Origin of the sequence: Pseudomonas sp. TJI-51, from assembly GCF_000190455.2 — a bacterium.
In the GTDB taxonomy this organism is placed as follows: Bacteria; Pseudomonadota; Gammaproteobacteria; order Pseudomonadales; family Pseudomonadaceae; genus Aquipseudomonas; species Aquipseudomonas juntendi.
In genome coordinates this window covers 26,722-47,234 of record NZ_AEWE02000005.1, presented here as the reverse complement: position 1 = coordinate 47,234, position 20,513 = coordinate 26,722, and the positions used below count along the sequence as shown (strand labels likewise).

Here is a 20,513-nt window from a genome sequence, read left to right as displayed (position 1 = left end):
GCGCCCCGCTCACCCAAAAACAACAATAGAGTATCAATCATGTCCCGAGCTGTTTTCCGTGGGGCCACCTGTGGCCTGCTGTGCGGCTGGCTGCCTGTGGCCGGCGCCGCCGGTTTCGTCGACGATAGCAAGCTGAAGCTGCAACTGCGCAATGTGTACTTCAACGAAAACTTCCGCGACGAACAGGGCATGAGCCCGCGCGCCGCTGCCACCGCCAAGAGCGAGCGGGTGGAATGGGCGCAGGGCTTCCTGCTCGACTATCAGTCCGGCTTCACCCAGGGCCCCCTGGGGCTGGGGCTCGACGCCATGGGGCTGCTCGGCGTGCGGCTCGATTCGGGCCGCGGCCGCAGCGGTACCGGTTTGCTGCCGACGCATGACGATGGCCGCGCCGCTGACGAGTTTGCCAGTGCCGGCGTGACGGCCAAGGCGCGCCTGGGGCAGACCGTGGTCAAGCATGGCACCTTGCTGCCGAAAACCCCGGTGCTGATCTACAACGATGCCCGCTTGTTGCCGCAAACCTACCAGGGCACCCAGCTGACCAGCACCGACATCGACAACCTGACCCTGACTGCCGGGCACCTGACCCGCTTCAAGCTGCGCGACTCCTCTGACAGCACTGGCCTGTACCTGGACGGCTACAGCGGTGACGAGTCTGGCGATTTCAACTTTGCCGGTGCCGACTACGCCGTCAACAAGCAGTTGAAGTTGAGCTATTTCCACGGCCAGCTGGAACATTTCTACCGCCAGGACTTTGCCGGCCTGATCTACGACCTGCCTTTGGCCGGCGGCGTGCTCACCACCGACTTGCGCTATTTCAACAGCCGCGACAGCGGCGCTGCCCGGGGCGGCGAAATCGACAATGACATGTTCAGCGGGCAACTGTCGTACACCCATTCCGGGCACACATTCGGGGGTGGCTACCAGGTGCTCGACGGCAAGGCCGGGCTGCCCTACATCAGCGGCGCCACGGTGTACTCGTTCAGTAACGTGGGTATCGGCAAGTTCATCGAGGAAGAAGAGAAAACCTGGATGGCCAGCTATGCCTACAACTTCGCTGCGGCGGGCATCCCAGGGCTTACCTTCATGACCCGCTACCTCAGCGGGGATAACGGGCGCTCGGCTGACGCCGGGCTGAGCGAGTGGGAGCGCGACATGGAGCTTGCCTACGTGGTGCAATCCGGGCCGGTCAAGGGCCTTGGGGTGAAGCTGCGCAACTACGTGTACCGCTCCGACTTCTCCCGCGGGCGTGACAGCAACCGCATCTACCTGACATACGACATCGCCCTCTGGTAAGGGCTGAGCGCCGCAGTCAGCCCTGGCGGCTCAGCCTGAGTGGCCGGCCGCGCCGGGGCGACGTGCAGGCGCTTGCGGGCGGCCATGTGGGTTCAGGTGTTGGTCGGTATGTTTACCCCAGGCATGCTGCCGTGGCCCAGGTTGCGTTCGACGTGGCGCACGGTTTTTGCCAATGTGTGTTTGATGTTCGGGTGAGTGAGCTGATACCTGCGTTCCAGTTGTTCGCTGAAACTCAGGTCGAAGCGCTGCGGCTGGATGAAGTTCAGCGACTCGGGGCTGATTGCCAGGCGGGTCGCTACTCCGGGAATTGCCAACAACCACTTCAGCACGCCTATCGGCACATGGTGGCGCGGGGCTTTTACCTGCAGGGTGGCGGCGATGTCCTCCAGCAAGCCTTGCAGGTTAGGGGTGTGCGGGTCGAGTGCAAGCACCTGGCGGTTGGCCATTGAAGGGTCGAATGCCACGCAAGCCATCAGGGTAACCAAGTAGTCGACGCTGACCAGTGGCAGCCAATGGCTGGGCGAACCCGGAATGGCCTTGAACCGGCCCAACGCCAGGCCGCTAATCAATGCTGCCAACGGCTGCCCGTCGAGGATGTGCCCGCGCTCACTGTCGCCGCAGACCGTGGCTGGGTGAACGATCGAGTACGCTGCGCCCGCACCTTGCATGTAGCGGATGACGGCGAAATGCGCTTCCAGCTTGCTCGCCTCATAACCGCCTACGCGGCGGTAAACCGCGGGCCAGTCGGTATGCTCCGGGTCCTCGTGATCCACCCCGATGCTGGCCAGGTGGCTGAAATTCTGCAGCATGTAGCCGCCCACCATCAGCAGGCGGGTGCCCTGGCTAGCCGCCAGCTGCGCGACCCGCAGCGCACCTTGCACGTTCACGGCACGGGCATGTTCCAGGGAAAGCCCCCAGGTGAAGTGCGCCGCGAGGTGGAACACCACTGCGGCAGCCGACACGCGTTGGCGGTCGGCTTCGCTGAGCCCAAGGCCTTCTGTGCCGATATCGCCGGCAACTGCCTGTACGCATTTAGGCTTGCCCCCCAGGCGGCCTACCTGTTCACGGAGCCGGGCGAGGTTTTCCGGGTGGCGCATCAGCACCCGCACGGTGTGCCCGGTGGCGGTGAGGCGCGCCAGTAGATGCTGGCCGATAAAACCACTGCCGCCGGTAACGAAGCATTCCACGCTCATGTCAGTTTCCTTGTCTGCAAGATGGGCGCAGGTTAGGGTGTAGAGCGCACTCTAAGGTCAAGGGGTTTTGTGCCATGAACATCGGGGAGCTGGAGCGCCGCAGCGGCGTCGGCCGCCATGCGTTGCGCTATTACGAGCAGCTCGGGCTGATCGTGGCCCAGCGGCAAGCCAACAATTATCGCAGCTACAGCGAGCAGGCCGTCGCTGACCTGAACTTCGTGCAAACTGCCCAGCGGGGCGGTTTCACGCTTGCCGAAATAGGGGAGATACTGGCTGCCAGGCGCGGCAATACCCTCGATTGCGTGCAGGGAGCACTGCTGGTCAGTGGCAAAATGGCTGAAATCCAGGCCAAGATTCAGACGCTGCAGGCCGCATATGAGGTGCTTGATAGCGAGCGTGCCAAGCTCGTCGCCAGTGCTGTTGCGACTGGGCTGACAATTCCTGAAAACATTTCCGCTGGCGCCTGAACGCCTGTTCTCCTAAAAAAGGACCTTGTGGTACTCGATCGGTGTTGCATCGCGTTTTCACTGGAACGATGGCCGCGTTGCCCGATCATAAGCTTGTCATCATTGCGTCATGCCACTGGCTTAGCATGACGGCGATAACTACGAAGATGAAATGAGTAAAGAGGGAGCAGGACCATGGATGAATACCAGGAAGAACTACTCGAATCCCAAGCCTACGAGCTGGACACCCCGGAACCGGCCGACGACGCCACCGAGCTTTGACCTGCCCGCCGCTGGCTGCGGCGAAACTCTCCCGGCGTAAGGCCCGTCCAGCGCTTGAACGCGCGCTGGAAGGCCTCGGCCGAAGCGAACCCCAATAAATAAGCAATCTCGCCGAACGCCAGTTCCGTATCACGGATGTAGGTCTCGGCCAGGTCGCGTCGTGTTTCATTGAGCAGGTCACGAAACCGCGTGCCTTCTTCGGCCAGCTTGCGCCGCAGTGTCCAGGTGGGCAACTGCAAGTGCAGGGCTACCTCGACCAGCTCCGGTTCGCGGCCACCGTTGAGTAATGGGCCAAGCAGGTGGGTGATGCGCTCACCCAGGCTGCGCACCCGCGTGCGCTGCAGCATGTCTGCTTCACACAACTGCAGCAGGTGCTGCCAGGTGCTGGGGCAGTGCCTGGGGTTGGCCAACTGCAAGGTGGCGCGGCTCAGGCGCAATTGATTACCGTCGGCAGCGAACTGCACCGGGGTGCTGCACAGCGCCTGGTACTGCGCGGCGTAGGCGGGTGCGGCAAATTCGATTTCGAGGCGCTCGGCCTGCAGCGCAACGCCCGCCAGGTCGGCCAGTTGAGCCAGCCAGCCTGCCAGCACCGAGTCCACCACAAAGCGGTTGTAGGCGTTGTAGGGGCTGATGGAGTAGAAACGCAGCCAGGCACCTTCGGCGTCTTCATGAAAGCTGGACTGGCCGCGGTAGTTGGCGGCGTACAGCGGTTCGAAGCGCAGCAAGGTGCGCGCGGCTTCCCCCACGGTAGGCGCCTGGGCCGCAGTGACTCCCGCCAGGCCCGCCTGGGCCAGTCGGCTCAGGCGGCCCATGTGCAAGCCCAGCGCGGCTTCGCCACATTGCTCGATGGCCGCATGGCCCAGGTGCATGTAGCGCGGGATTGAAAGGCGCGCATTGGCTTCGCTCAGGCGCGGTGCCTCCAGCCCATAGCGGCGCAGCAGCGGTTCGGGGGCGTGGCCCAGTTCGCGCAGGGCTTCGGTCAGCGGCTGAACAAAGCCGACCGACAGCTCGCCCAGGCGTACGCGGGGGCGGGCCATGGCCTTACAACCACAGGTTCAGCAAGCGGGCGCCAGGGCTCGGCGTGCCTGCCAGCAACTCACCGGCCTGGCGGGCGAAGCCTTGGCCGTCACTGCCGTGTTCCCAGAACTGCCCCCGCATGAACACGCTCATGCTGCTGACCCCAGCCCCGGCCGCCTCGGTCAGTCGTTGCCAGGCCGTTTGCTCACTGACCTGGCCACGCTGCACGGCCAGCCCGGCACTGGCCGCCTGGTGGCGGTTGCCACGCCAGGGGGCTTGCCAGCTGCCTTTGCCGCTGAGAAACACCGGGTTGGCTACCAGCTGCACGCCCTGGCTGGCCAGTTGCTGATGGTTCTGCGGGTACCAGCTGTCACTGCCCACCAGCACGCCCAGGCGCCCGGCGGGGGTTTGCACGACCTGCAGCGGATAATCGCGGCCCTCCTGCACATAACGGCGCATGTCACTGTCGGGGTATTGCTGGCGTTGCGGTTGGCCGAGCAGGGAACCGTCACCGGCGAACACCACGCTGCTGTTGAACAGTGCGCCACGCCCGGCATGCAGCACGCCTTGTTGCACATAGGGGGCGGGCAGCACGATGGAGCCGGCCACCAGGGTCACGCCAAATTCCTTGGCCAGGCCACCGAACAGCTGTTGATAGTCGGCAGCCATCTGCTCGGCCTTCATGCGCAGGTGGGCGTCGGCACGCCGGTCGTCGCCCTCGGCCGCTACCATGGCCAGCGCGTAGCGCAGCGGGTTGCTCAGTTCCAGCCATTGCTGGGCCTCGCGGCTCTGGGTGACCTGGTACAGCTCGTTCTTTTCGCCGCGTGCCCACAGCCAGGTACCGATGTGTTCCGGCAGCACGACCACGGTGCGCGGGCCGACCAGGCCCTGGGCGCGCGCCTGCTCAAGGTAGGCGGCCAGCTTGCGGTGCAGGCGTTGCAGGTTCTGGTAGTCGCTGGGGAACAGTAACGGCTCGATACCCAGCAGGTTGCCGCGGTCGCCCGGCACGCCATGGTTCAGCGCCAGTTCGATGCGCAGGTCGGACAGGTAGTGGCCTTCCGGGCGCTGCTGGCTCCAGAAACCGTAGCCGCAGAGCGCGGCGATCACTACCAGCGCCAGGGCGCTTGCCAGAAGTTTTCGCATGAAACAGAACGGCACATTGGCTGAGGAAGGCTCTCTAGGGTAAGCGCCCTGTTTGCCAGGATCAATAACTTGTCAGTTTCGATCATTGAGCCAATTCAAACGGCTGTTTAATGTCGCTGACAGACAAACGACGGAGGCCCGCCATTCGGTGAGGCGCCCGCATCCCGTGAATCACGCCACCTGGGGACCTTTCCATGGCCGCCGAACGTTACCCGCACCTGCTTGCCCCGCTGGACCTTGGCTTCACCACCTTGCGCAACCGCACCCTGATGGGCTCGATGCACACCGGCCTCGAGGAGCGTCCCGGGGGGTTCGAGCGCATGGCGGCCTACTTTGCCGAGCGTGCCCGGGGCGGCGTTGGCCTGATGGTCACGGGCGGTATTGCGCCCAATGATGAAGGCGGGGTGTATTCCGGCGCGGCCAAACTCAGCACCGAGGCGGAGGCCGACCAGCACCGCATCGTCACCGAGGCGGTGCACGCCGCCGGTGGCAAGATCTGCCTGCAGATCCTGCATGCCGGGCGCTATGCCTATAGCCCACGGCAGGTGGCACCCAGCGCGATACAGGCGCCGATCAACCCGTTCAAGCCCAAGGAGCTGGACGAGCAAGGCATCGAGAAGCAGATCGCCGACTTCGTCAATTGCGCGGTGCTGGCCCAGCGTGCCGGTTACGACGGCGTCGAAATCATGGGTTCGGAAGGTTACTTCATCAACCAGTTTCTCGCCGCCCACACCAACCAGCGCACCGACCGTTGGGGCGGCAGCTACGAAAACCGCATGCGCCTGGCTGTGGAAATCGTCAGCCGGGTACGCGCGGCAGTAGGGCCGAACTTCATCATCATCTTCCGCCTGTCGATGCTTGACCTGGTCGAGGGCGGCAGCGACTGGGCGGAAATCGAGCAGTTGGCCAAGGCCATCGAGCAGGCCGGCGCTACCCTGATCAACACCGGGATCGGCTGGCATGAGGCGCGGATCCCGACCATCGCCACCAAGGTCCCGCGTGCGGCGTTCAGCAAGGTCACGGCCAAGCTGCGGGGTGTGGTGAGCATTCCGCTGATTACCACCAACCGCATCAACACCCCGGAAGTGGCCGAGGCGGTGCTGGCCGAAGGGGATGCCGACATGGTTTCGATGGCTCGGCCGTTCCTGGCCGACCCGGATTTCGTCAACAAGGCTGCTGCCGGTCGCGCCGACGAAATCAATACCTGCATCGGTTGCAACCAGGCCTGCCTGGACCACACCTTCGGCGGCAAGCTGACCAGTTGCCTGGTCAACCCGCGGGCCTGCCACGAAACCGAGCTCAACTACCTGCCTGCGCCAGCGCCGAAGCGCATTGCCGTGGTCGGCGCCGGCCCGGCGGGCCTGGCCGCCGCCACCGTTGCCGCCGAGCGCGGGCATCACGTGACGCTGTTCGACGCTGCCAGCGAAATTGGCGGCCAGTTCAATGTCGCCAAGCGCGTCCCGGGCAAGGAAGAGTTCTTCGAAACGCTGCGCTACTTCCGCAACAAGTTGCAAAGCACTGGCGTCGACCTGCACCTCAATACCCGCGTGGATGTGCAGGCGCTGGTGCAGGGCGGCTATGACGAGATCATCCTGGCCACCGGCATTGCCCCGCGTACCCCGGCCATCCCCGGGGTCGAGCATGCCAAGGTGCTCAGCTACCTGGATGTACTGCTTGAGCGCAAGCCGGTGGGCAAGGCGGTCGCCGTGATCGGGGCCGGCGGTATCGGTTTTGATGTATCCGAATACCTGGTGCAGGAAGGGCGGGCCAGCAGCCTGGACCGTGATGCGTTCTGGAAGGAGTGGGGCATCGATACCCGGCTTGAGGCACGCGGCGGCGTTGCCGGCATCAAGGCCGAGCCGCATGCGCCGGCGCGTCAGGTGTTCCTGCTGCAGCGCAAGGCATCGAAGGTGGGGGACGGGTTGGGCAAGACCACCGGCTGGATCCATCGCACCGGCTTGAAGAACAAGCGCGTGCAGATGCTCAACAGTGTCGAGTACCTGGGCATAGACGATGCCGGTTTGCACATTCGCGTGGCGGGCGGTGAGCCGCAGGTGTTGGCCGTGGACAACGTCGTGATCTGCGCCGGGCAGGAGCCGCTGCGCGAACTGCAGGATGGGTTGGTGGCTGCGGGGCAATCGGTGCATTTGATCGGCGGCGCCGACGTGGCGGCCGAGCTGGATGCCAAGCGGGCGATCAACCAAGGGTCGCGGCTGGCGGCGCAGCTCTGAGATCGGCCCGGGGCAGCCCACGGGCGCTGCCCCGGGCTTTGCCTGTAAACTGCGATCCATGCATGCATTCGACCTTCCTCAAGCCCCACTGCAACGCTTGAACCTGCCGTGGTTGCAACACGCCCAGGTGCAGGTTGCCATTCTGCGCCTGGACCTGATCGATCCGCTGATCAGCGGCAACAAGTGGTTCAAGCTCCGCCACCACCTGCAGCAGGCCGCCACAGGCAATGCCCCCGGGCTGATCAGCCTGGGTGGCAACCACTCCAACCACCTGCATGCGCTGGCTGCGGCCGGCAAGCGGTTTGGCTTCGCCACTGCCGGCCTGCTACGCGGCCATGCCCAGGACACGCCCACCGTACGTGACCTGCAAGCGATGGGCATGCACCTGCACTGGCTGGGTTATGGCGGCTACCGCGCACGCCACCAGCCCGGCTTCTGGAAACCTTGGCAAGCGCGCTATCCGGGCTGGCAGTGCATTCCCGAAGGCGGCGGTGGGCTGGCTGGCGCGCAGGGCTGCGCGCTGATCGTGCAGCAGGCGCAGGCGCAGATCTCGGCCCTGGGCTGGCCGGACTACGATGGCTGGTGGTTGGCTGCCGGAACAGGCACTACCGTGGCTGGCCTGGCCATGGCCGAGGCGGGTGCGCGTACCGTGCATGGCGCCTTGGCGGTACCTGCAGACCACGGTGTGGCGCAAGGGGTGGCAGCACTGGCGGGCGCACATGGCTACCAGCTACACGAGGCCTGCCGAGGTGGGTTTGCCCGGTTCGACGACGAACTGCTGGCCTTCATCGCCGACTGCGAGCAGCACACGGGGGTGCCGCTGGAAGCGCTCTACACCGGCAAGGCCCTGTTGGCCCTGCGCGATCATGTCGCCGCCGGGCTGTTGGCGCCCGGCAGCCGCATGATCTTCGTGCATACCGGCGGCCTGCAAGGCCGACGTGGTTATTTGTAGGGCAGCATGCGCAACAGCGTGTTGTCGCGCACCACATAGTGGTGGTAAAGCCCGGCCAGCGCATGCAGGCCGATCAGCCAGTAGCCCCAACTGCCGACGCGCTCATGCCAGCCCTTGATGAACTTGGCCTGGTCCGGGTTCGGGCCGATCAGGTGCGGCAGCTCCAGGCCGAAGAACGGTACCGGTTTGTCGGCGGCGCTGAGGATCAGCCAGCCGGCCAGCGGCATGCCGATCATCAGCAGGTACAGTGCCAGGTGCATCAGGTGGGCAAGGCCGGTCTGCCAGGCGGGCGGCTTGGGCAGGATCGGCGGGGTAGGCCGGCTCAGGCGCATCGCCAGGCGCAACCAGACCAGCACGAAGACACTGAGGCCAAGCATGAAGTGCAGGTCTTTCATCAGGTTGCGCTCGGCGCTGTCCTTGGGGAACAGGCCACGCAGTTCGATAAGGGCGTAGACAGCGGCCAGCAGCACTAGCATCAGCCAGTGCAGGGCGATGGACAGGCGTGCGTAATGCGGTGCTGGGGTGGATGAAACCATGATCAGTCCTCGTCATCAGGTTTGAATAGCGCTCTTGTTGGCGCTCAGGTGTCACTTTAATGGCTACCGGCAGCAGATAGTTGCGCCAGGCCTGTGAAAATTGTGTTGCCTGCACGGGCTTTTGTGCGGACCAGCCTTGACCTGCGTCAGGCCTGCATCAATCACTGCGTAGCTGCGGCCAATTGTCAGCCACCAGAAACACCCGTTCGGCTTCCTGCCAGGCGCCATCGGCCTCCTGCTCAAGCCTTACCAGCAGTTGCGCCGGGGCCTGCGGGTCCAGCACATGCAGCCACGCTGCAAACTGCTCTGCCTGCCAGCATTGCGCCGCTTCGACCCGCGCTGGCGCCAGCCACGCGCTGCGCGGCAGCGGTTGCCAGCGCTCGCCAACCGCCATGGCCCAATCCCGCCGCCTGACCCAGCGCCCGCGCAGGTGCTGCGGGTTGGCGCCTTCCGGTTCCTCGGCATGCCCAGGCCGCGGATAGAACAGATAGCCCCCCAGCCACATATGCGCCTGCACCTGCTGCGCCCCAAGCCGGGCCAGCGCCTGCTGGCTGTGCGCCCCCCGCGACATCGGCAACTGGTGCTGCGCCAGGTGGGCCAGCTTGGCCCCTAGCCGGTCATGACAGCCTGGCCCCAGCCAGGCCTGGGTATCGTGCCCGCCACCGGGCGGGCCCAGGTACAGCTTGATCGCCAATTCCAGGTGTTGGACCCCGTCTGCATCACGCAGCAGTACATCCAGCTCGCCCAAGGTCAGGCCGCCCTCGCGAATGGCCAGGTTGGCGGCCAGCAGTTCAATGCCCGGTGCGTGGCGCAGGGCGAATTGCCACAGGCGTTCGTAGTAAAGCCCCAGGCGCCGGCTGCCCAGTTTCGCCAGCCAGTCGCGCAGCGGATGGTCATCCTTATCCAGCGCCCGCAGCCACTGCTCCAGGCGGTGCGGCTGCTGTGCCCACAGGCTGCCCGCCAGCGGGTGGCGCTGAGGGCAGGGCGCGCCAGCGAGCAAGGGCGGCGACAGCACTGCCCAGGCCAGGTCGCGTACGGCCGGGCGCTGCAGTTGCCGGGGCAGATCGTGGAGTTGGCTGAAGGGTGTCATCCTGCGAGCATAGCCGGTTTGCCGCTGCCCGGTGGTTTCGCCCATAATCGGCGCATCGTCACCCGCCGCAGAGCCTTGCAGGAGCCCCATGGAGCAATTTCGCAATATCGGTATCATCGGTCGCCTCGGTAGCTCGCAGGTGCTCGACACCATCCGCCGACTGAAAAAATTCCTCCTCGACCGCCACCTGCACGTGATTCTCGAGGACACCATTGCCGAAGTGCTGCCCGGGCATGGCTTGCAGACCTCCACGCGCAAGCTGCTGGGCGAAGTCTGCGACCTGGTCATCGTGGTGGGCGGCGACGGCAGCCTGCTCGGCGCCGCCCGGGCCCTGGCCCGTCACAACATTCCGGTGCTGGGCATCAACCGGGGCAACCTGGGCTTTCTCACCGACATCCGCCCCGACGAGCTGGAAGAGAAGGTCGCCGAGGTGCTCGACGGCCACTACCTGGTGGAAAACCGCTTCCTGCTGCAGGCCGAGGTCCGCCGCCATCACGAAGCCATTGGCCAGGGCGATGCGCTGAACGACGTGGTGCTGCACCCAGGCAAGTCCACGCGCATGATCGAGTTCGAAATCTATATCGACGGCCAGTTCGTCTGCAGCCAGAAGGCCGACGGCCTGATCGTTGCCACCCCCACCGGCTCCACCGCCTACGCGTTGTCGGCTGGCGGCCCGATCATGCACCCCAAGCTGGACGCCATCGTCATCGTGCCGATGTACCCGCACACCCTGTCGGGGCGGCCGATCGTGGTCGACGGCAACAGCGAGCTGAAGATCGTGGTGTCCAAGGACCTGCAGATCTACCCGCAGGTTTCCTGTGATGGCCAGAACCACTTCACCTGCGCCCCCGGCGACACCATCACGGTCAGCAAAAAACCGCAGAAGCTGCGCCTGATCCACCCGCTCGACCACAATTACTACGAGGTCTGCCGCACCAAGCTTGGTTGGGGCAGCCGCCTGGGGAGCAGTGACGACTGATGCTCGACCCGGCGCGCAGTTTCGACATCATCGGCGACGTGCACGGTTGTGCGCATACCCTTGAACGCCTGCTCGATACCCTCGGCTACAAGCGCGTGGCCGGCGTGTGGCGCCACCCGCGGCGCCAGGCGCTGTTCCTCGGCGACATCGTCGACCGTGGGCCACGCATCCGCGAGGCCCTGCACATCGTCCACGACATGGTCGAGGCTGGCCAGGCGTTCTGCATCATGGGCAACCACGAGTACAACGCCTTGGGCTGGGTCACGCCGGCGCTGCCCGGCAGCGGCAAGGCCTTCGTCCGCGAGCACACCCCGCGGCACGCCCGGCTGATCGACGAAACCCTGGCCCAGTTCGCCCAGCACCCCGCTGACTGGCACGACTTCGTCAACTGGTTCTACCAACTGCCGTTGTTCATCGATGCCGGGCGTTTCCGCCTGGTACACGCCTGCTGGGACCGGCAACTGATCGAGCCGCTGCGCCAGCAGTACCCCGACGGGCGCATCGATGAGCACTTCATCCAGGCTTCAGCCGTGAGCAACAGCTTCGCCGCCACCGTGTGCAACCGCCTGTTGCGCGGTACCGACATGCGCCTGCCCGACGGCCTGACCTTGACCGGCGGCGACGGCCTGACGCGCGCCTTCTTCCGCACCAAGTTCTGGGAGGAAGACCCGCAAACCTACGGCGACATCGTGTTCCAGCCTGATGCCCTGCCGGCCGAGGTGGCCAATGCGCCGCTCAGCCACAGCCAGAAAAATGCCTTGCTGCGTTATGCCGAAGACGAGCCGATGCTGTTCGTCGGCCACTACTGGCGCAGCGGCCACCCCGCGCCGATTCGCCCCAACCTGGCCTGCCTGGACTACAGCGCGGTGCTGTACGGCAAGCTGGCGGCCTACCGGCTGGATGACGAAACCCGCATCGACCCGCACAAGTTCGTGTGGGTCGACGTAGACCGCCCACAGGCCAACCAATGAACATAATCGAAGTGATGCGCCTGCCGCTGTCGGTCGACCTCAGCGGCTTCATTCACATGCTGCAGCGCCTGCAGGTGCCGCACCGGGTCAGCGAAGAGGGGGACGTGCAGGTACTCTGGGCGCCCGACACCCTGGCCGAAGACGTCCGCGAACTTTACCAGCGCTACCCGCAAGGCAACGCCGAGCTGTCGGCTGCCCCCGAGCCGGTGGCAGCGGGCATGGCCGCGAAAGTGCCGTCCCTGGCAGAACAGGCCCGGGCCTGCAAGGTCACCACGCTCACCCTGCTGGCGTGCTTCATCGTCGCCGGCCTGACCAGCCTGGGCGACAACTTCACCACCATCAGCTGGTTTACCTTCCTCGACTTCCGGGTGCAGGGCGACTACCTGTATTTCACCCCGCTGGCAGAAACCCTCGACCAAGGGCAATGGTGGCGGTTGGTATCACCCATGCTGCTGCACTTCGGCGTGCTGCATCTGGCCATGAACAGCCTGTGGTACTGGGAGCTGGGCAAGCGCATCGAGCTGCGCCAGGGCCCCTGGATGCTGCTGGGCCTGACCCTGCTGTACAGCCTGGTCTCCAACCTGGCGCAGCACTACACCAGCGGGCCGAGCCTGTTCGGCGGGCTGTCTGGCGTACTGTACGGCCTGCTGGGGCATGTATGGCTGTTCCAGTGGCTGGCACCGAACCGTTACTTCAACCTGCCCAAGGGTGTGCTGGTGATGATGCTGATCTGGCTGGTGGTGTGCCTGACCGGTGTGGTCGGCAGCCTCGGCCTTGGCCAGATCGCCAACGCCGCCCACGTTGGCGGGCTGCTCATCGGATGCCTGACCGGGCTCTTGGGTGGGGCGCTGGCCCGGCGTAAACTGTCGGCTTGAATCAGGAGACTGTATGTCCACTTTCGCGCAAATGATTGAAAACATCACCCCGGAAATCTACGAAAGCCTGAAACTGGCCGTGGAAATCGGCAAATGGTCGGATGGCCGCAAGCTCACCGCCGAGCAGAAAGAGCTGTCGCTGCAGGCCGTGATCGCCTGGGAGATGAAAAACCTGCCAGAAGACCAGCGCACCGGTTACATGGGCCCGCAGGAATGCGCGTCGAAGTCCGCGCCGATCGCCAACATTCTGTTCAAGTCGGACTCGGTACATTGATCGAACTCGCTCGTGGCTCGTTGAGCAAAATGGCGGTAAGCCTGCAGGCGCCGGTGGTGCAGTACAGCTTCCGCCTGGGTGACACGCAGGTGCCGGTCAACCCGCTGATCGGCCAGCGCCTGCGCCTGGAATACCTTGGCGCCATTCACTGCAGCCATTGCGGCAAGCGCACCAAGACCAGCTTCAGCCAAGGTTACTGCTACCCGTGCATGACCCGGCTGGCCCAGTGCGATGTGTGCATCATGGCCCCGGAAAAATGCCACTACGAGGCCGGCACCTGCCGTGAACCGGCCTGGGGCGAACAGTTCTGCATGACCGACCACGTGGTCTACCTGGCCAACTCGTCAGGGATCAAGGTCGGCATCACCCGCGCCAGCCAGCTGCCCACCCGGTGGCTCGACCAAGGGGCCAGCCAGGCCCTGCCGATCATGCGCGTGGCTACCCGCCAGCAGTCTGGCCTGGTCGAAGACGTGCTGCGCAGCCAGGTGCCCGACCGCACCAACTGGCGTGCACTGCTCAAGGGCGATGCCGAGGTGCTCGACCTGGCGGCCATTCGTGAGCAGGTATTCGACGCGTGCGCCGAGCGCCTGGGCGAGCTGCAGGGGCGTTTCGGGCTGCAGGCGATCCAGCCGCTGCCGGACGCCGAAGTGGTGCAGATCAACTACCCGGTCCAGGCCTACCCGCAAAAGATCGTCAGCTTCAACCTGGACAAGGACCCGGTCGCCGAAGGCACGCTGCTGGGCATCAAGGGCCAGTACCTGATCTTCGACACCGGTGTGATCAATATTCGCAAGTACACGGCCTACCAGTTGGCCGTGCTCCAGTAAAAAGGACCTGCACATGCGCACCGAACAACCGCAAGTGATCTACCTGAAGGATTACCAGGCGCCCGAGTACCTGATCGACGAGACGCACCTGACCTTCGAGCTGTTCGAGGACCACACCCTGGTTCACGCGCAGCTGGTGATGCGTCGCAACCCGGCACGCGGTGCCGGCTTGCCGCCGCTGGTGCTCGATGGCCAGCAGCTGGAGTTGCTGCGTGCCGCGCTGGATGACCGGGAATTGCAGGCCGCCGATTACCAGCTGGACGGTGACAGCCTGACCGTGCAGCCGCAAGCCGAGCACTTCACCCTCGACACCAGCGTGAAGATCCACCCGGAAAGCAACACTGCGCTCGAAGGTTTGTACAAATCCGGCAAGATGTTCTGCACCCAGTGCGAGGCCGAGGGGTTCCGCAAGATCACCTACTACCTCGACCGCCCGGACGTGATGAGCAGCTTCACCACCACGGTGATCGCCGAGCAGCATCGCTACCCGGTGCTGCTGTCCAACGGTAACCCCACCGGCAGCGGGCCGGCCGAGGACGGCCGCCACTGGGCCACCTGGGAAGACCCGTTCAAGAAGCCAGCCTACCTGTTCGCCTTGGTGGCCGGTGACCTGTGGTGCGTCGAAGACACCTTCACGCGCCAGTCGGGCCGTGATGTGCTACTGCGCATCTATGTCGAGCCCGAGAACCTGGACAAGTGCGACCACGCCATGGTCAGCCTGAAGAAGTCGATGCGTTGGGACGAGGAAGTCTACGGCCGTGAATACGACCTGGACATCTTCATGATCGTTGCCGTCAACGACTTCAACATGGGCGCCATGGAAAACAAGGGCCTGAACATCTTCAACTCCAGCTGTGTGCTTGCCCGCGCCGAAACGGCCACCGATGCCGCGCACCAGCGTGTCGAAGGTGTGGTCGCCCACGAGTATTTCCACAACTGGTCGGGCAACCGCGTCACGTGCCGCGACTGGTTCCAGCTGTCGCTGAAGGAAGGGTTCACGGTGTTCCGCGATGCCGAGTTCAGTGCCGACATGAACTCGCGCACGGTCAAACGCATCGAGGACGTGGCCTACCTGCGTACTCACCAGTTTGCCGAAGATGCCGGCCCCATGGCCCACCCCGTGCGCCCGGACAGCTTCATCGAGATTTCCAACTTCTACACCCTGACAGTGTACGAGAAGGGCGCCGAAGTGGTGCGCATGGTCCGCACCTTGCTGGGTGCCGATGGTTTCCGCAAAGGCAGCGACCTGTATTTCGAGCGCCACGATGGCCAGGCGGTGACCACCGACGACTTCATCAAGGCCATGGAAGACGCCAACGGCGTGGACTTTACCCAGTTCAAGCGCTGGTACAGTCAGGCAGGCACCCCGCGCCTGGAAGTCAGCGAAGCGTACGACGCCGCCGCCCAGACCTACAGCCTGACGTTCCGCCAAAGCTGCCCGCCCACCCCGGACAAGGCCGAGAAGCTGCCGTTCGTGATCCCGGTGGAGTTGGGCCTGCTGGATGCTGCCGGCAACGACCTGCCGCTGCAACTGGCAGGGAAAGGCGCCGCCACGGCGGCCGAACCAGCCACCAGTCGGGTGCTGTCGGTGACCGAGGCCGAGCAGACCTTCACCTTCCAGGGTATCCAGGCCAAGCCGCTGCCGTCGCTGCTGCGTGGCTTCAGCGCCCCGGTCAAGCTCAGTTTCCCGTACGACCGCGACCAGTTGATGTTCCTGATGCAACATGACAGCGATGGTTTCAACCGCTGGGAAGCGGGCCAGCAGCTGGCGGTCCAGGTATTGCAGGAACTGATCGGCCAGCACCAGCGTGGCGAAGCCCTGAAACTGGACCAGCGCCTGATCACGGCCTTGGGCACGGTACTGGGCAACCCGTCGCTGGACCCGGCCATGGTTGCCGAAATGCTCTCGCTGCCGGGTGAGGCCTACCTCACCGAAATCAGCCAGGTGGCCGACGTGGACGCCATCCATGCCGCCCGCGAGTTCGCCCGCCAGCAGATCGCCGAGCAACTGTTCGACGCGTTGTGGGCGCGCTACCAGGCCCACCGCGAAGCGTCGCGCAGCACTGCCTATGTGGCCTCGGCCGAGCACTTCGCCCGCCGCAGCCTGCAGAACATCGCCCTGTCGTACCTGATGCTGAGCGGCAAGCCGCACGTGCTGGAAGCGATCCTGGAGCAGTTCGAGCACTGTGACAACATGACCGAGCGCCTGACCGCGCTGGCGGTGCTGGTCAACTCGCCATTCCAGGCCGAGCGGGCGAAAGCGCTGGAGGCGTTCGCCGAGCACTTCAAGGACAACCCGCTGGTGATGGACCAGTGGTTCAGCGTGCAGGCGGCCAGCACCTTGCCGGGCGGGCTGGCGCGGGTCAAGGCGTTGATGCAGCACCCGGCGTTCACCCTGAAGAACCCCAACAAGGTGCGTGCGCTGATCGGTGCGTTTGCCGGGCAGAACCTGGTCAACTTCCATGCCGCCGATGGTTCTGGCTACCGTTTCCTGGCTGACCTTGTGATCGAACTGAATGCGCTGAACCCGCAGATCGCTTCTCGTCAGCTGGCGCCGCTGACCCGCTGGCGCAAGTATGACGAGGCGCGCCAGGCGCTGATGAAGGGCGAGCTCGAACGGATTCTGGCTTCGGGTGAGCTGTCCAGTGATGTGTATGAAGTGGTGAGCAAGAGCCTGGCTTGAGGGCAATCGGGCTGCTTTGCAGCCCATCGCGACACAAGGCCGCTCCTACAGGGTGAGGTGCGATTGTAGGAGCGGCCTTGTGTCGCGATGGGCCGCACCGCGGCCTTGGCTTTTTCAGGCCGACAACAAAACATAACACCCCGCCCGTTGTAATCCCGCGAACATCCCCGCTACGATCCCTTCAAGCTGTTGCAGGCCTCTAGATCAGGCTTTTCGCAGTGCCTGCAATGCATTGACCCGCCGAATAAAAACACCAAGGGGACAGTCATGAGGGAACACAACAGGCGCCGCGCCTGGCCATTGGCAGCGGCATTGGCGCTGGCACTGGGCGCGTGGGCCGGCAGCGTGCAAGCCGCCAGTGCCGACCAGTACTCCACCGAATCGGCCAAGGCCAGCCAGAGCCTGTTGATCGGCGCCACCCACGCCGGCAAGCGCCTGGTGGTGGTCGGTGATCGCGGCCATATCCTGTTCTCCGACGACCAGGGCAACACCTGGACCCAGGCCCGGGTACCTACCCGGCAGTTGCTCACGGCGGTGTTCTTCATCGACGACAAGCGCGGCTGGGCCGTCGGCCATGACGCCCAGGTGCTCACCAGCAGCGACGGCGGCGCCACCTGGACCAAGCAGTTCGAAGACCTTGCCCGTGAAGCGCCGTTGCTGGATGTCACCTTCCTGGATGCCCGGCATGGCTTTGCCGTGGGCGCCTACGGGGCCTTCCTGGAAACCACTGACGGCGGCCAGCACTGGCAGGACGTGGCCGAGCGCCTGGACAACCCCGACCAGTTGCACCTCAACGGCATCACCCAGGTGCGCGATGCCGGCCTGTTCATCGTTGGCGAGCAGGGCGGCATGTTCCGCTCTGCAGACAACGGCCAGACCTGGGCCAAGCTGCAAGGCCCCTACGAGGGCTCGCTGTTTGGCGTGATCGGCACCCGTTCACCCCGCACCCTGCTGGCCTACGGCCTGCGCGGCAACCTGTTCCGTTCAGCCGACTTCGGTGACAGTTGGCAGCAGGTCGAACTGGAGGCTGCGCGCGGCAGCCTGGAATTCGGCCTGGCTGGCGCTGCGCTGCTGGCTGATGGCGCCCTGGTGCTGGTCGGCAACGGCGGCAGCGTGCTGCGCAGTACCGACGATGGCCAGACCTTCAGCGTGTACAACCGTGGCGACCGCATCGCCCTGGCCGGCGTCAGTGGTCTGGCCGATGGCGGCCTGCTGCTGGTGGGCCAGGGCGGTGTGCACCTGGCAACCGCGCAAGGTGCCGATCGCATTGCCGAGGAGCCGCGCCAATGACCAGCCGGGAGAGCATCACCATGCATCCGCATCACCAGGACAAGCCTACGCTGCTCGAACGGCTGATCTTCAACAACCGCCCCGTGGTCATCGCCCTGTGCGTGCTGATCAGTATTTTCCTGTTCTGGCAGGCGACGCAGATTCGCCCCTCCACCAGTTTCGAGAAGATGATCCCGCTGCAGCACCCGTTCATCGAGCAGATGATGGAGCACCGCAACGACCTGGCCAACCTCGGCAACACCGTGCGCATCTCGGTGGAGGCGGTCAAGGGTGACATTTTCGACAAGGATTACATGGAGACCCTGCGCCAGATCCATGACGAGGTGTTTTACCTGCCTGGCGTCGACCGTGCCGGGCTGAAGTCGCTGTGGAGCCCCAGCGTGCGCTGGAGCGAGGTCACGGAAGAGGGCTTTTCCGGTGGCGAGGTGATCCCCAACACCTACAACGGCTCCCAGGACAGCCTCGATACCCTGCGCGACAATGTGCTCAAGTCCGGCCAGGTCGGGCGGCTGGTCGGCAACAACTTCAAGTCCAGTATCATCGATGTGCCACTGCTGGAAAGCTACCCTGACCCGCAGGACCCCAGCCGGCTGCTGAAACTGGATTACCAGCAGTTCTCGCACCTGCTGGAAGAGAAGGTGCGTGACAAGTTCCAGGCGCAGAACCCCAATGTGAAAGTGCACATTGTCGGCTTTGCCAAGAAGGTCGGTGACCTGATCGACGGCCTGGTGATGGTGGCGATGTTCTTCGGCGTCGCCCTGGTGATCACCTGGGTGCTGTTGTACTGGTTCACCTGGTGTATCCGCAGCACCATCGCCGTGCTTATCACCACCCTGGTGGCGGTGGTCTGGCAACTGGGGCTGATGCACGCGGTGGGTTTCGGCCTGGACCCATACTCGATGCTGGTGCCGTTCCTGATCTTCGCCATTGGCATTTCCCACGGGGTGCAGAAAATCAACGGCATCGCCTTGCAGTCGAGTGACGCCGACAATGCGCTCACCGCTGCACGGCGAACGTTCCGGCAGTTGTTCCTGCCGGGCATGATCGCCATCCTGGCCGATGCGGTGGGCTTCATCACCCTGCTGATCATCGACATCGGGGTGATTCGCGAGCTGGCCATCGGCGCGTCCATCGGGGTGGCGGTGATCGTGTTCACCAACCTGATCCTGCTGCCGGTCGCCATCTCCTATGTCGGTATCAGCAAGAAGGCCATCGAACGCAGCAAGAAGGACGCCACCCGCGAACACCCGTTCTGGCGCCTGCTGTCGAACTTTGCCAGCGCCAGGGTGGCGCCGGTGTCGGTGGCGCTGGCGCTGCTCGCCTTCGGCGGGGGGCTGTGGTACAGCCAGAACCTGAAAATCGGCGACCTCGACCAGGGCGCGCCGGAACTGCGCCCCGACTCGCGCTACAACCAGGACAACAACTTCGTCATCAGCAACTACTCGACCAGTTCCGATGTGCTGGTGATCATGGTCAAGACGCCGGCCGAGCAGTGTTCCATCCACTCGACCATGACCCCGATCGACGAGCTGATGTGGACCATGGAAAACACCCCGGGGGTCCAGTCGGCGATCTCCCTCGTCACTGTGTCCAAGCAGGTGATCAAGGGCATGAACGAGGGCAGCCTGAAATGGGAAACCCTGTCGCGCAACCCCGACATCCTCAACAACTCCATCGCCCGTGCCGATGGGCTGTACAACGGTGACTGCTCGCTGGCGCCGGTACTGGTGTTCCTCAACGACCACAAGGCCGAAACCCTGGAGCGGGTCACGGCGGTAGCCCAGGCGTTTGCCGACAGCCACAACAAGGAGGGCCTGCAGTTCCTGCTGGCAGCAGGCAATGCCGGGATCGAGGCCGCGACCAACGAGGTGATCAAGTCGGCCGAACTGACCATCCTGATCCTGGTGTACATCTGTGTGGCAGTAATGTGCCTGATCACCTTCCGCTCGTTGGCCGCCACCCTGTGCATCGTTCTGCCGCTGGTGCTGACCTCGGTGCTGGGTAACGCGCTGATGGCCTACATGGGCATCGGTGTGAAGGTGGCCACCTTGCCGGTGGTGGCGCTGGGCGTGGGCATTGGCGTTGACTACGGCATCTACATCTACAGCCGCCTGGAAAGTTTCCTGCGCGCTGGGTTGCCGTTGCAGGAGGCGTATTACCAGACCCTGCGCTCGACCGGCAAGGCAGTGCTGTTCACCGGGCTGTGCCTGGCCATTGGTGTGTGCACCTGGATCTTCTCGGCGATCAAATTCCAGGCCGACATGGGCCTGATGCTGACCTTCATGTTGCTCTGGAACATGTTCGGGGCGTTGTGGCTGCTGCCGGCCCTGGCGCGGTTCCTGATCAAGCCGGAGAAAATGGTGGGCAAGCAAGGGGGGTCGATTTTCGCCCATTGAAGGCAGGGGGCCGCGTTGCGGCCCAATCGCCGGCA

Annotated in this window: 17 protein-coding genes; 12 read left to right on the top strand and 5 right to left on the bottom strand. The window is 64.5% G+C overall.

Annotation, left to right across the window (positions count from 1 at the left end; all coding sequences use genetic code 11):
* Positions 1–39 precede the first annotated feature (39 nt).
* Positions 40–1,293 (top strand): OprD family porin, encoded by a 1,254-nt coding sequence (locus tag G1E_RS01210; RefSeq protein WP_009683760.1) that lies wholly within the window; start codon positions 40–42, stop codon positions 1,291–1,293.
* 92 nt (positions 1,294–1,385) lie between these two features.
* Here the strand turns inward: G1E_RS01210 and G1E_RS01205 are convergent, their stop codons facing one another.
* Positions 1,386–2,486, bottom strand: a complete 1,101-nt coding sequence (locus G1E_RS01205) for an SDR family oxidoreductase (RefSeq protein ID WP_009683759.1) — start codon at positions 2,484–2,486, stop codon at positions 1,386–1,388.
* Positions 2,487–2,560: 74 nt separating this feature from the next.
* On the opposite strand from G1E_RS01205, the gene G1E_RS01200 reads away from it, so the two are divergent.
* Positions 2,561–2,953, top strand: a complete 393-nt coding sequence (locus G1E_RS01200) for a MerR family transcriptional regulator (RefSeq protein ID WP_009683758.1) — start codon at positions 2,561–2,563, stop codon at positions 2,951–2,953.
* A gap of 212 nt (positions 2,954–3,165) precedes the next feature.
* Here G1E_RS01200 and G1E_RS01195 read toward each other — a convergent pair whose 3' ends face one another.
* Both G1E_RS01195 and G1E_RS01190 read right to left on the bottom strand, forming a co-directional pair.
* The gene (locus G1E_RS01195; RefSeq protein WP_009683757.1) at positions 3,166–4,251 is read right to left on the bottom strand and encodes an AraC family transcriptional regulator; all 1,086 of its coding nucleotides are present in this window, start codon (positions 4,249–4,251) and stop codon (positions 3,166–3,168) included.
* A 4-nt stretch (positions 4,252–4,255) separates the two neighbouring features.
* Complete coding sequence (locus G1E_RS01190; protein ID WP_009683756.1) at positions 4,256–5,374, bottom strand: carbon-nitrogen hydrolase family protein; 1,119 nt, start codon at positions 5,372–5,374, stop codon at positions 4,256–4,258.
* Positions 5,375–5,568: 194 nt separating this feature from the next.
* Between G1E_RS01190 and G1E_RS01185 the strand changes: the two genes are divergently transcribed.
* Positions 5,569–7,605, top strand: a complete 2,037-nt coding sequence (locus G1E_RS01185) for an NADPH-dependent 2,4-dienoyl-CoA reductase (protein ID WP_009683755.1) — start codon at positions 5,569–5,571, stop codon at positions 7,603–7,605.
* Positions 7,606–7,663: 58 nt separating this feature from the next.
* Positions 7,664–8,557: a 1-aminocyclopropane-1-carboxylate deaminase/D-cysteine desulfhydrase gene (locus tag G1E_RS01180; protein WP_047149565.1), complete on the top strand. Its 894-nt coding sequence runs from the start codon at positions 7,664–7,666 to the stop codon at positions 8,555–8,557.
* Here the strand turns inward: G1E_RS01180 and G1E_RS01175 are convergent.
* Positions 8,548–9,093 carry a cytochrome b gene (locus tag G1E_RS01175; RefSeq protein ID WP_009683752.1) on the bottom strand — a complete coding sequence of 182 codons (546 nt, stop codon included), beginning with the start codon at positions 9,091–9,093 and terminating at the stop codon, positions 8,548–8,550. The two genes, G1E_RS01180 and G1E_RS01175, sit on opposite strands and share 10 nt — an antisense overlap.
* 157 nt (positions 9,094–9,250) lie before the next feature.
* Entirely contained in the window at positions 9,251–10,273 is a 1,023-nt protein-coding gene (locus tag G1E_RS01170) for a DUF1853 family protein (protein ID WP_047149564.1), read from the bottom strand.
* On the opposite strand from G1E_RS01170, the gene G1E_RS01165 reads away from it, so the two are divergent.
* The 8 genes from G1E_RS01165 (at position 10,272) to G1E_RS01130 (ending at position 20,478) form a co-directional block, all read left to right on the top strand.
* Complete coding sequence (locus G1E_RS01165; RefSeq protein WP_009683749.1) at positions 10,272–11,162, top strand: NAD(+) kinase; 891 nt, start codon at positions 10,272–10,274, stop codon at positions 11,160–11,162. The two genes, G1E_RS01170 and G1E_RS01165, sit on opposite strands and share 2 nt — an antisense overlap.
* Complete coding sequence (locus G1E_RS01160) at positions 11,162–12,133, top strand: metallophosphoesterase (RefSeq protein WP_009683748.1); 972 nt, start codon at positions 11,162–11,164, stop codon at positions 12,131–12,133. Before G1E_RS01165 ends, G1E_RS01160 begins: the two co-directional genes overlap by 1 nt.
* Positions 12,130–13,008, top strand: coding sequence for a rhomboid family intramembrane serine protease (locus G1E_RS01155; RefSeq protein ID WP_009683747.1), 879 nt, complete (start codon positions 12,130–12,132; stop codon positions 13,006–13,008). The genes G1E_RS01160 and G1E_RS01155 overlap by 4 nt, the downstream gene beginning before the upstream one ends.
* A gap of 13 nt (positions 13,009–13,021) precedes the next feature.
* On the top strand, positions 13,022–13,282 hold the full coding sequence (locus tag G1E_RS01150; RefSeq protein ID WP_003260154.1) for a YeaC family protein: 261 nt from the start codon (positions 13,022–13,024) through the stop codon (positions 13,280–13,282).
* The gene (locus tag G1E_RS01145; RefSeq protein ID WP_009683746.1) at positions 13,279–14,109 is read left to right on the top strand and encodes a DUF2797 domain-containing protein; all 831 of its coding nucleotides are present in this window, start codon (positions 13,279–13,281) and stop codon (positions 14,107–14,109) included. The genes G1E_RS01150 and G1E_RS01145 overlap by 4 nt, the downstream gene beginning before the upstream one ends.
* 13 nt (positions 14,110–14,122) lie before the next feature.
* On the top strand, positions 14,123–16,792 hold the full coding sequence (gene pepN / locus G1E_RS01140; RefSeq protein ID WP_047149563.1) for an aminopeptidase N: 2,670 nt from the start codon (positions 14,123–14,125) through the stop codon (positions 16,790–16,792).
* A 267-nt stretch (positions 16,793–17,059) separates the two neighbouring features.
* The gene (locus G1E_RS01135; RefSeq protein ID WP_009683742.1) at positions 17,060–18,082 is read left to right on the top strand and encodes a YCF48-related protein; all 1,023 of its coding nucleotides are present in this window, start codon (positions 17,060–17,062) and stop codon (positions 18,080–18,082) included.
* Between the two features lie 20 nt (positions 18,083–18,102).
* The gene (locus tag G1E_RS01130; protein WP_033690558.1) at positions 18,103–20,478 is read left to right on the top strand and encodes an RND family transporter; all 2,376 of its coding nucleotides are present in this window, start codon (positions 18,103–18,105) and stop codon (positions 20,476–20,478) included.
* Positions 20,479–20,513: the final 35 nt, after the last annotated feature.

What these genes read in the sequence shown, in the direction of transcription:
- G1E_RS01195 (WP_009683757.1), bottom strand. Translation starts at nt 4,251, where the DNA reads ATGGCCCGCCCCCGCGTACGCCTGGGCGAGCTGTCGGTCGGCTTTGTT.
- G1E_RS01210 (WP_009683760.1), top strand. Translation starts at nt 40, where the DNA reads ATGTCCCGAGCTGTTTTCCGTGGGGCCACCTGTGGCCTGCTGTGCGGC.
- G1E_RS01200 (WP_009683758.1), top strand. Translation starts at nt 2,561, where the DNA reads ATGAACATCGGGGAGCTGGAGCGCCGCAGCGGCGTCGGCCGCCATGCG.
- G1E_RS01180 (WP_047149565.1), top strand. Translation starts at nt 7,664, where the DNA reads ATGCATGCATTCGACCTTCCTCAAGCCCCACTGCAACGCTTGAACCTG.
- G1E_RS01175 (WP_009683752.1), bottom strand. Translation starts at nt 9,093, where the DNA reads ATGGTTTCATCCACCCCAGCACCGCATTACGCACGCCTGTCCATCGCC.
- G1E_RS01135 (WP_009683742.1), top strand. Translation starts at nt 17,060, where the DNA reads ATGAGGGAACACAACAGGCGCCGCGCCTGGCCATTGGCAGCGGCATTG.
- pepN (WP_047149563.1), top strand. Translation starts at nt 14,123, where the DNA reads ATGCGCACCGAACAACCGCAAGTGATCTACCTGAAGGATTACCAGGCG.
- G1E_RS01130 (WP_033690558.1), top strand. Translation starts at nt 18,103, where the DNA reads ATGCATCCGCATCACCAGGACAAGCCTACGCTGCTCGAACGGCTGATC.
- G1E_RS01160 (WP_009683748.1), top strand. Translation starts at nt 11,162, where the DNA reads ATGCTCGACCCGGCGCGCAGTTTCGACATCATCGGCGACGTGCACGGT.
- G1E_RS01155 (WP_009683747.1), top strand. Translation starts at nt 12,130, where the DNA reads ATGAACATAATCGAAGTGATGCGCCTGCCGCTGTCGGTCGACCTCAGC.
- G1E_RS01185 (WP_009683755.1), top strand. Translation starts at nt 5,569, where the DNA reads ATGGCCGCCGAACGTTACCCGCACCTGCTTGCCCCGCTGGACCTTGGC.
- G1E_RS01165 (WP_009683749.1), top strand. Translation starts at nt 10,272, where the DNA reads ATGGAGCAATTTCGCAATATCGGTATCATCGGTCGCCTCGGTAGCTCG.
- G1E_RS01170 (WP_047149564.1), bottom strand. Translation starts at nt 10,273, where the DNA reads ATGGGGCTCCTGCAAGGCTCTGCGGCGGGTGACGATGCGCCGATTATG.
- G1E_RS01205 (WP_009683759.1), bottom strand. Translation starts at nt 2,486, where the DNA reads ATGAGCGTGGAATGCTTCGTTACCGGCGGCAGTGGTTTTATCGGCCAG.
- G1E_RS01150 (WP_003260154.1), top strand. Translation starts at nt 13,022, where the DNA reads ATGTCCACTTTCGCGCAAATGATTGAAAACATCACCCCGGAAATCTAC.
- G1E_RS01190 (WP_009683756.1), bottom strand. Translation starts at nt 5,374, where the DNA reads ATGCGAAAACTTCTGGCAAGCGCCCTGGCGCTGGTAGTGATCGCCGCG.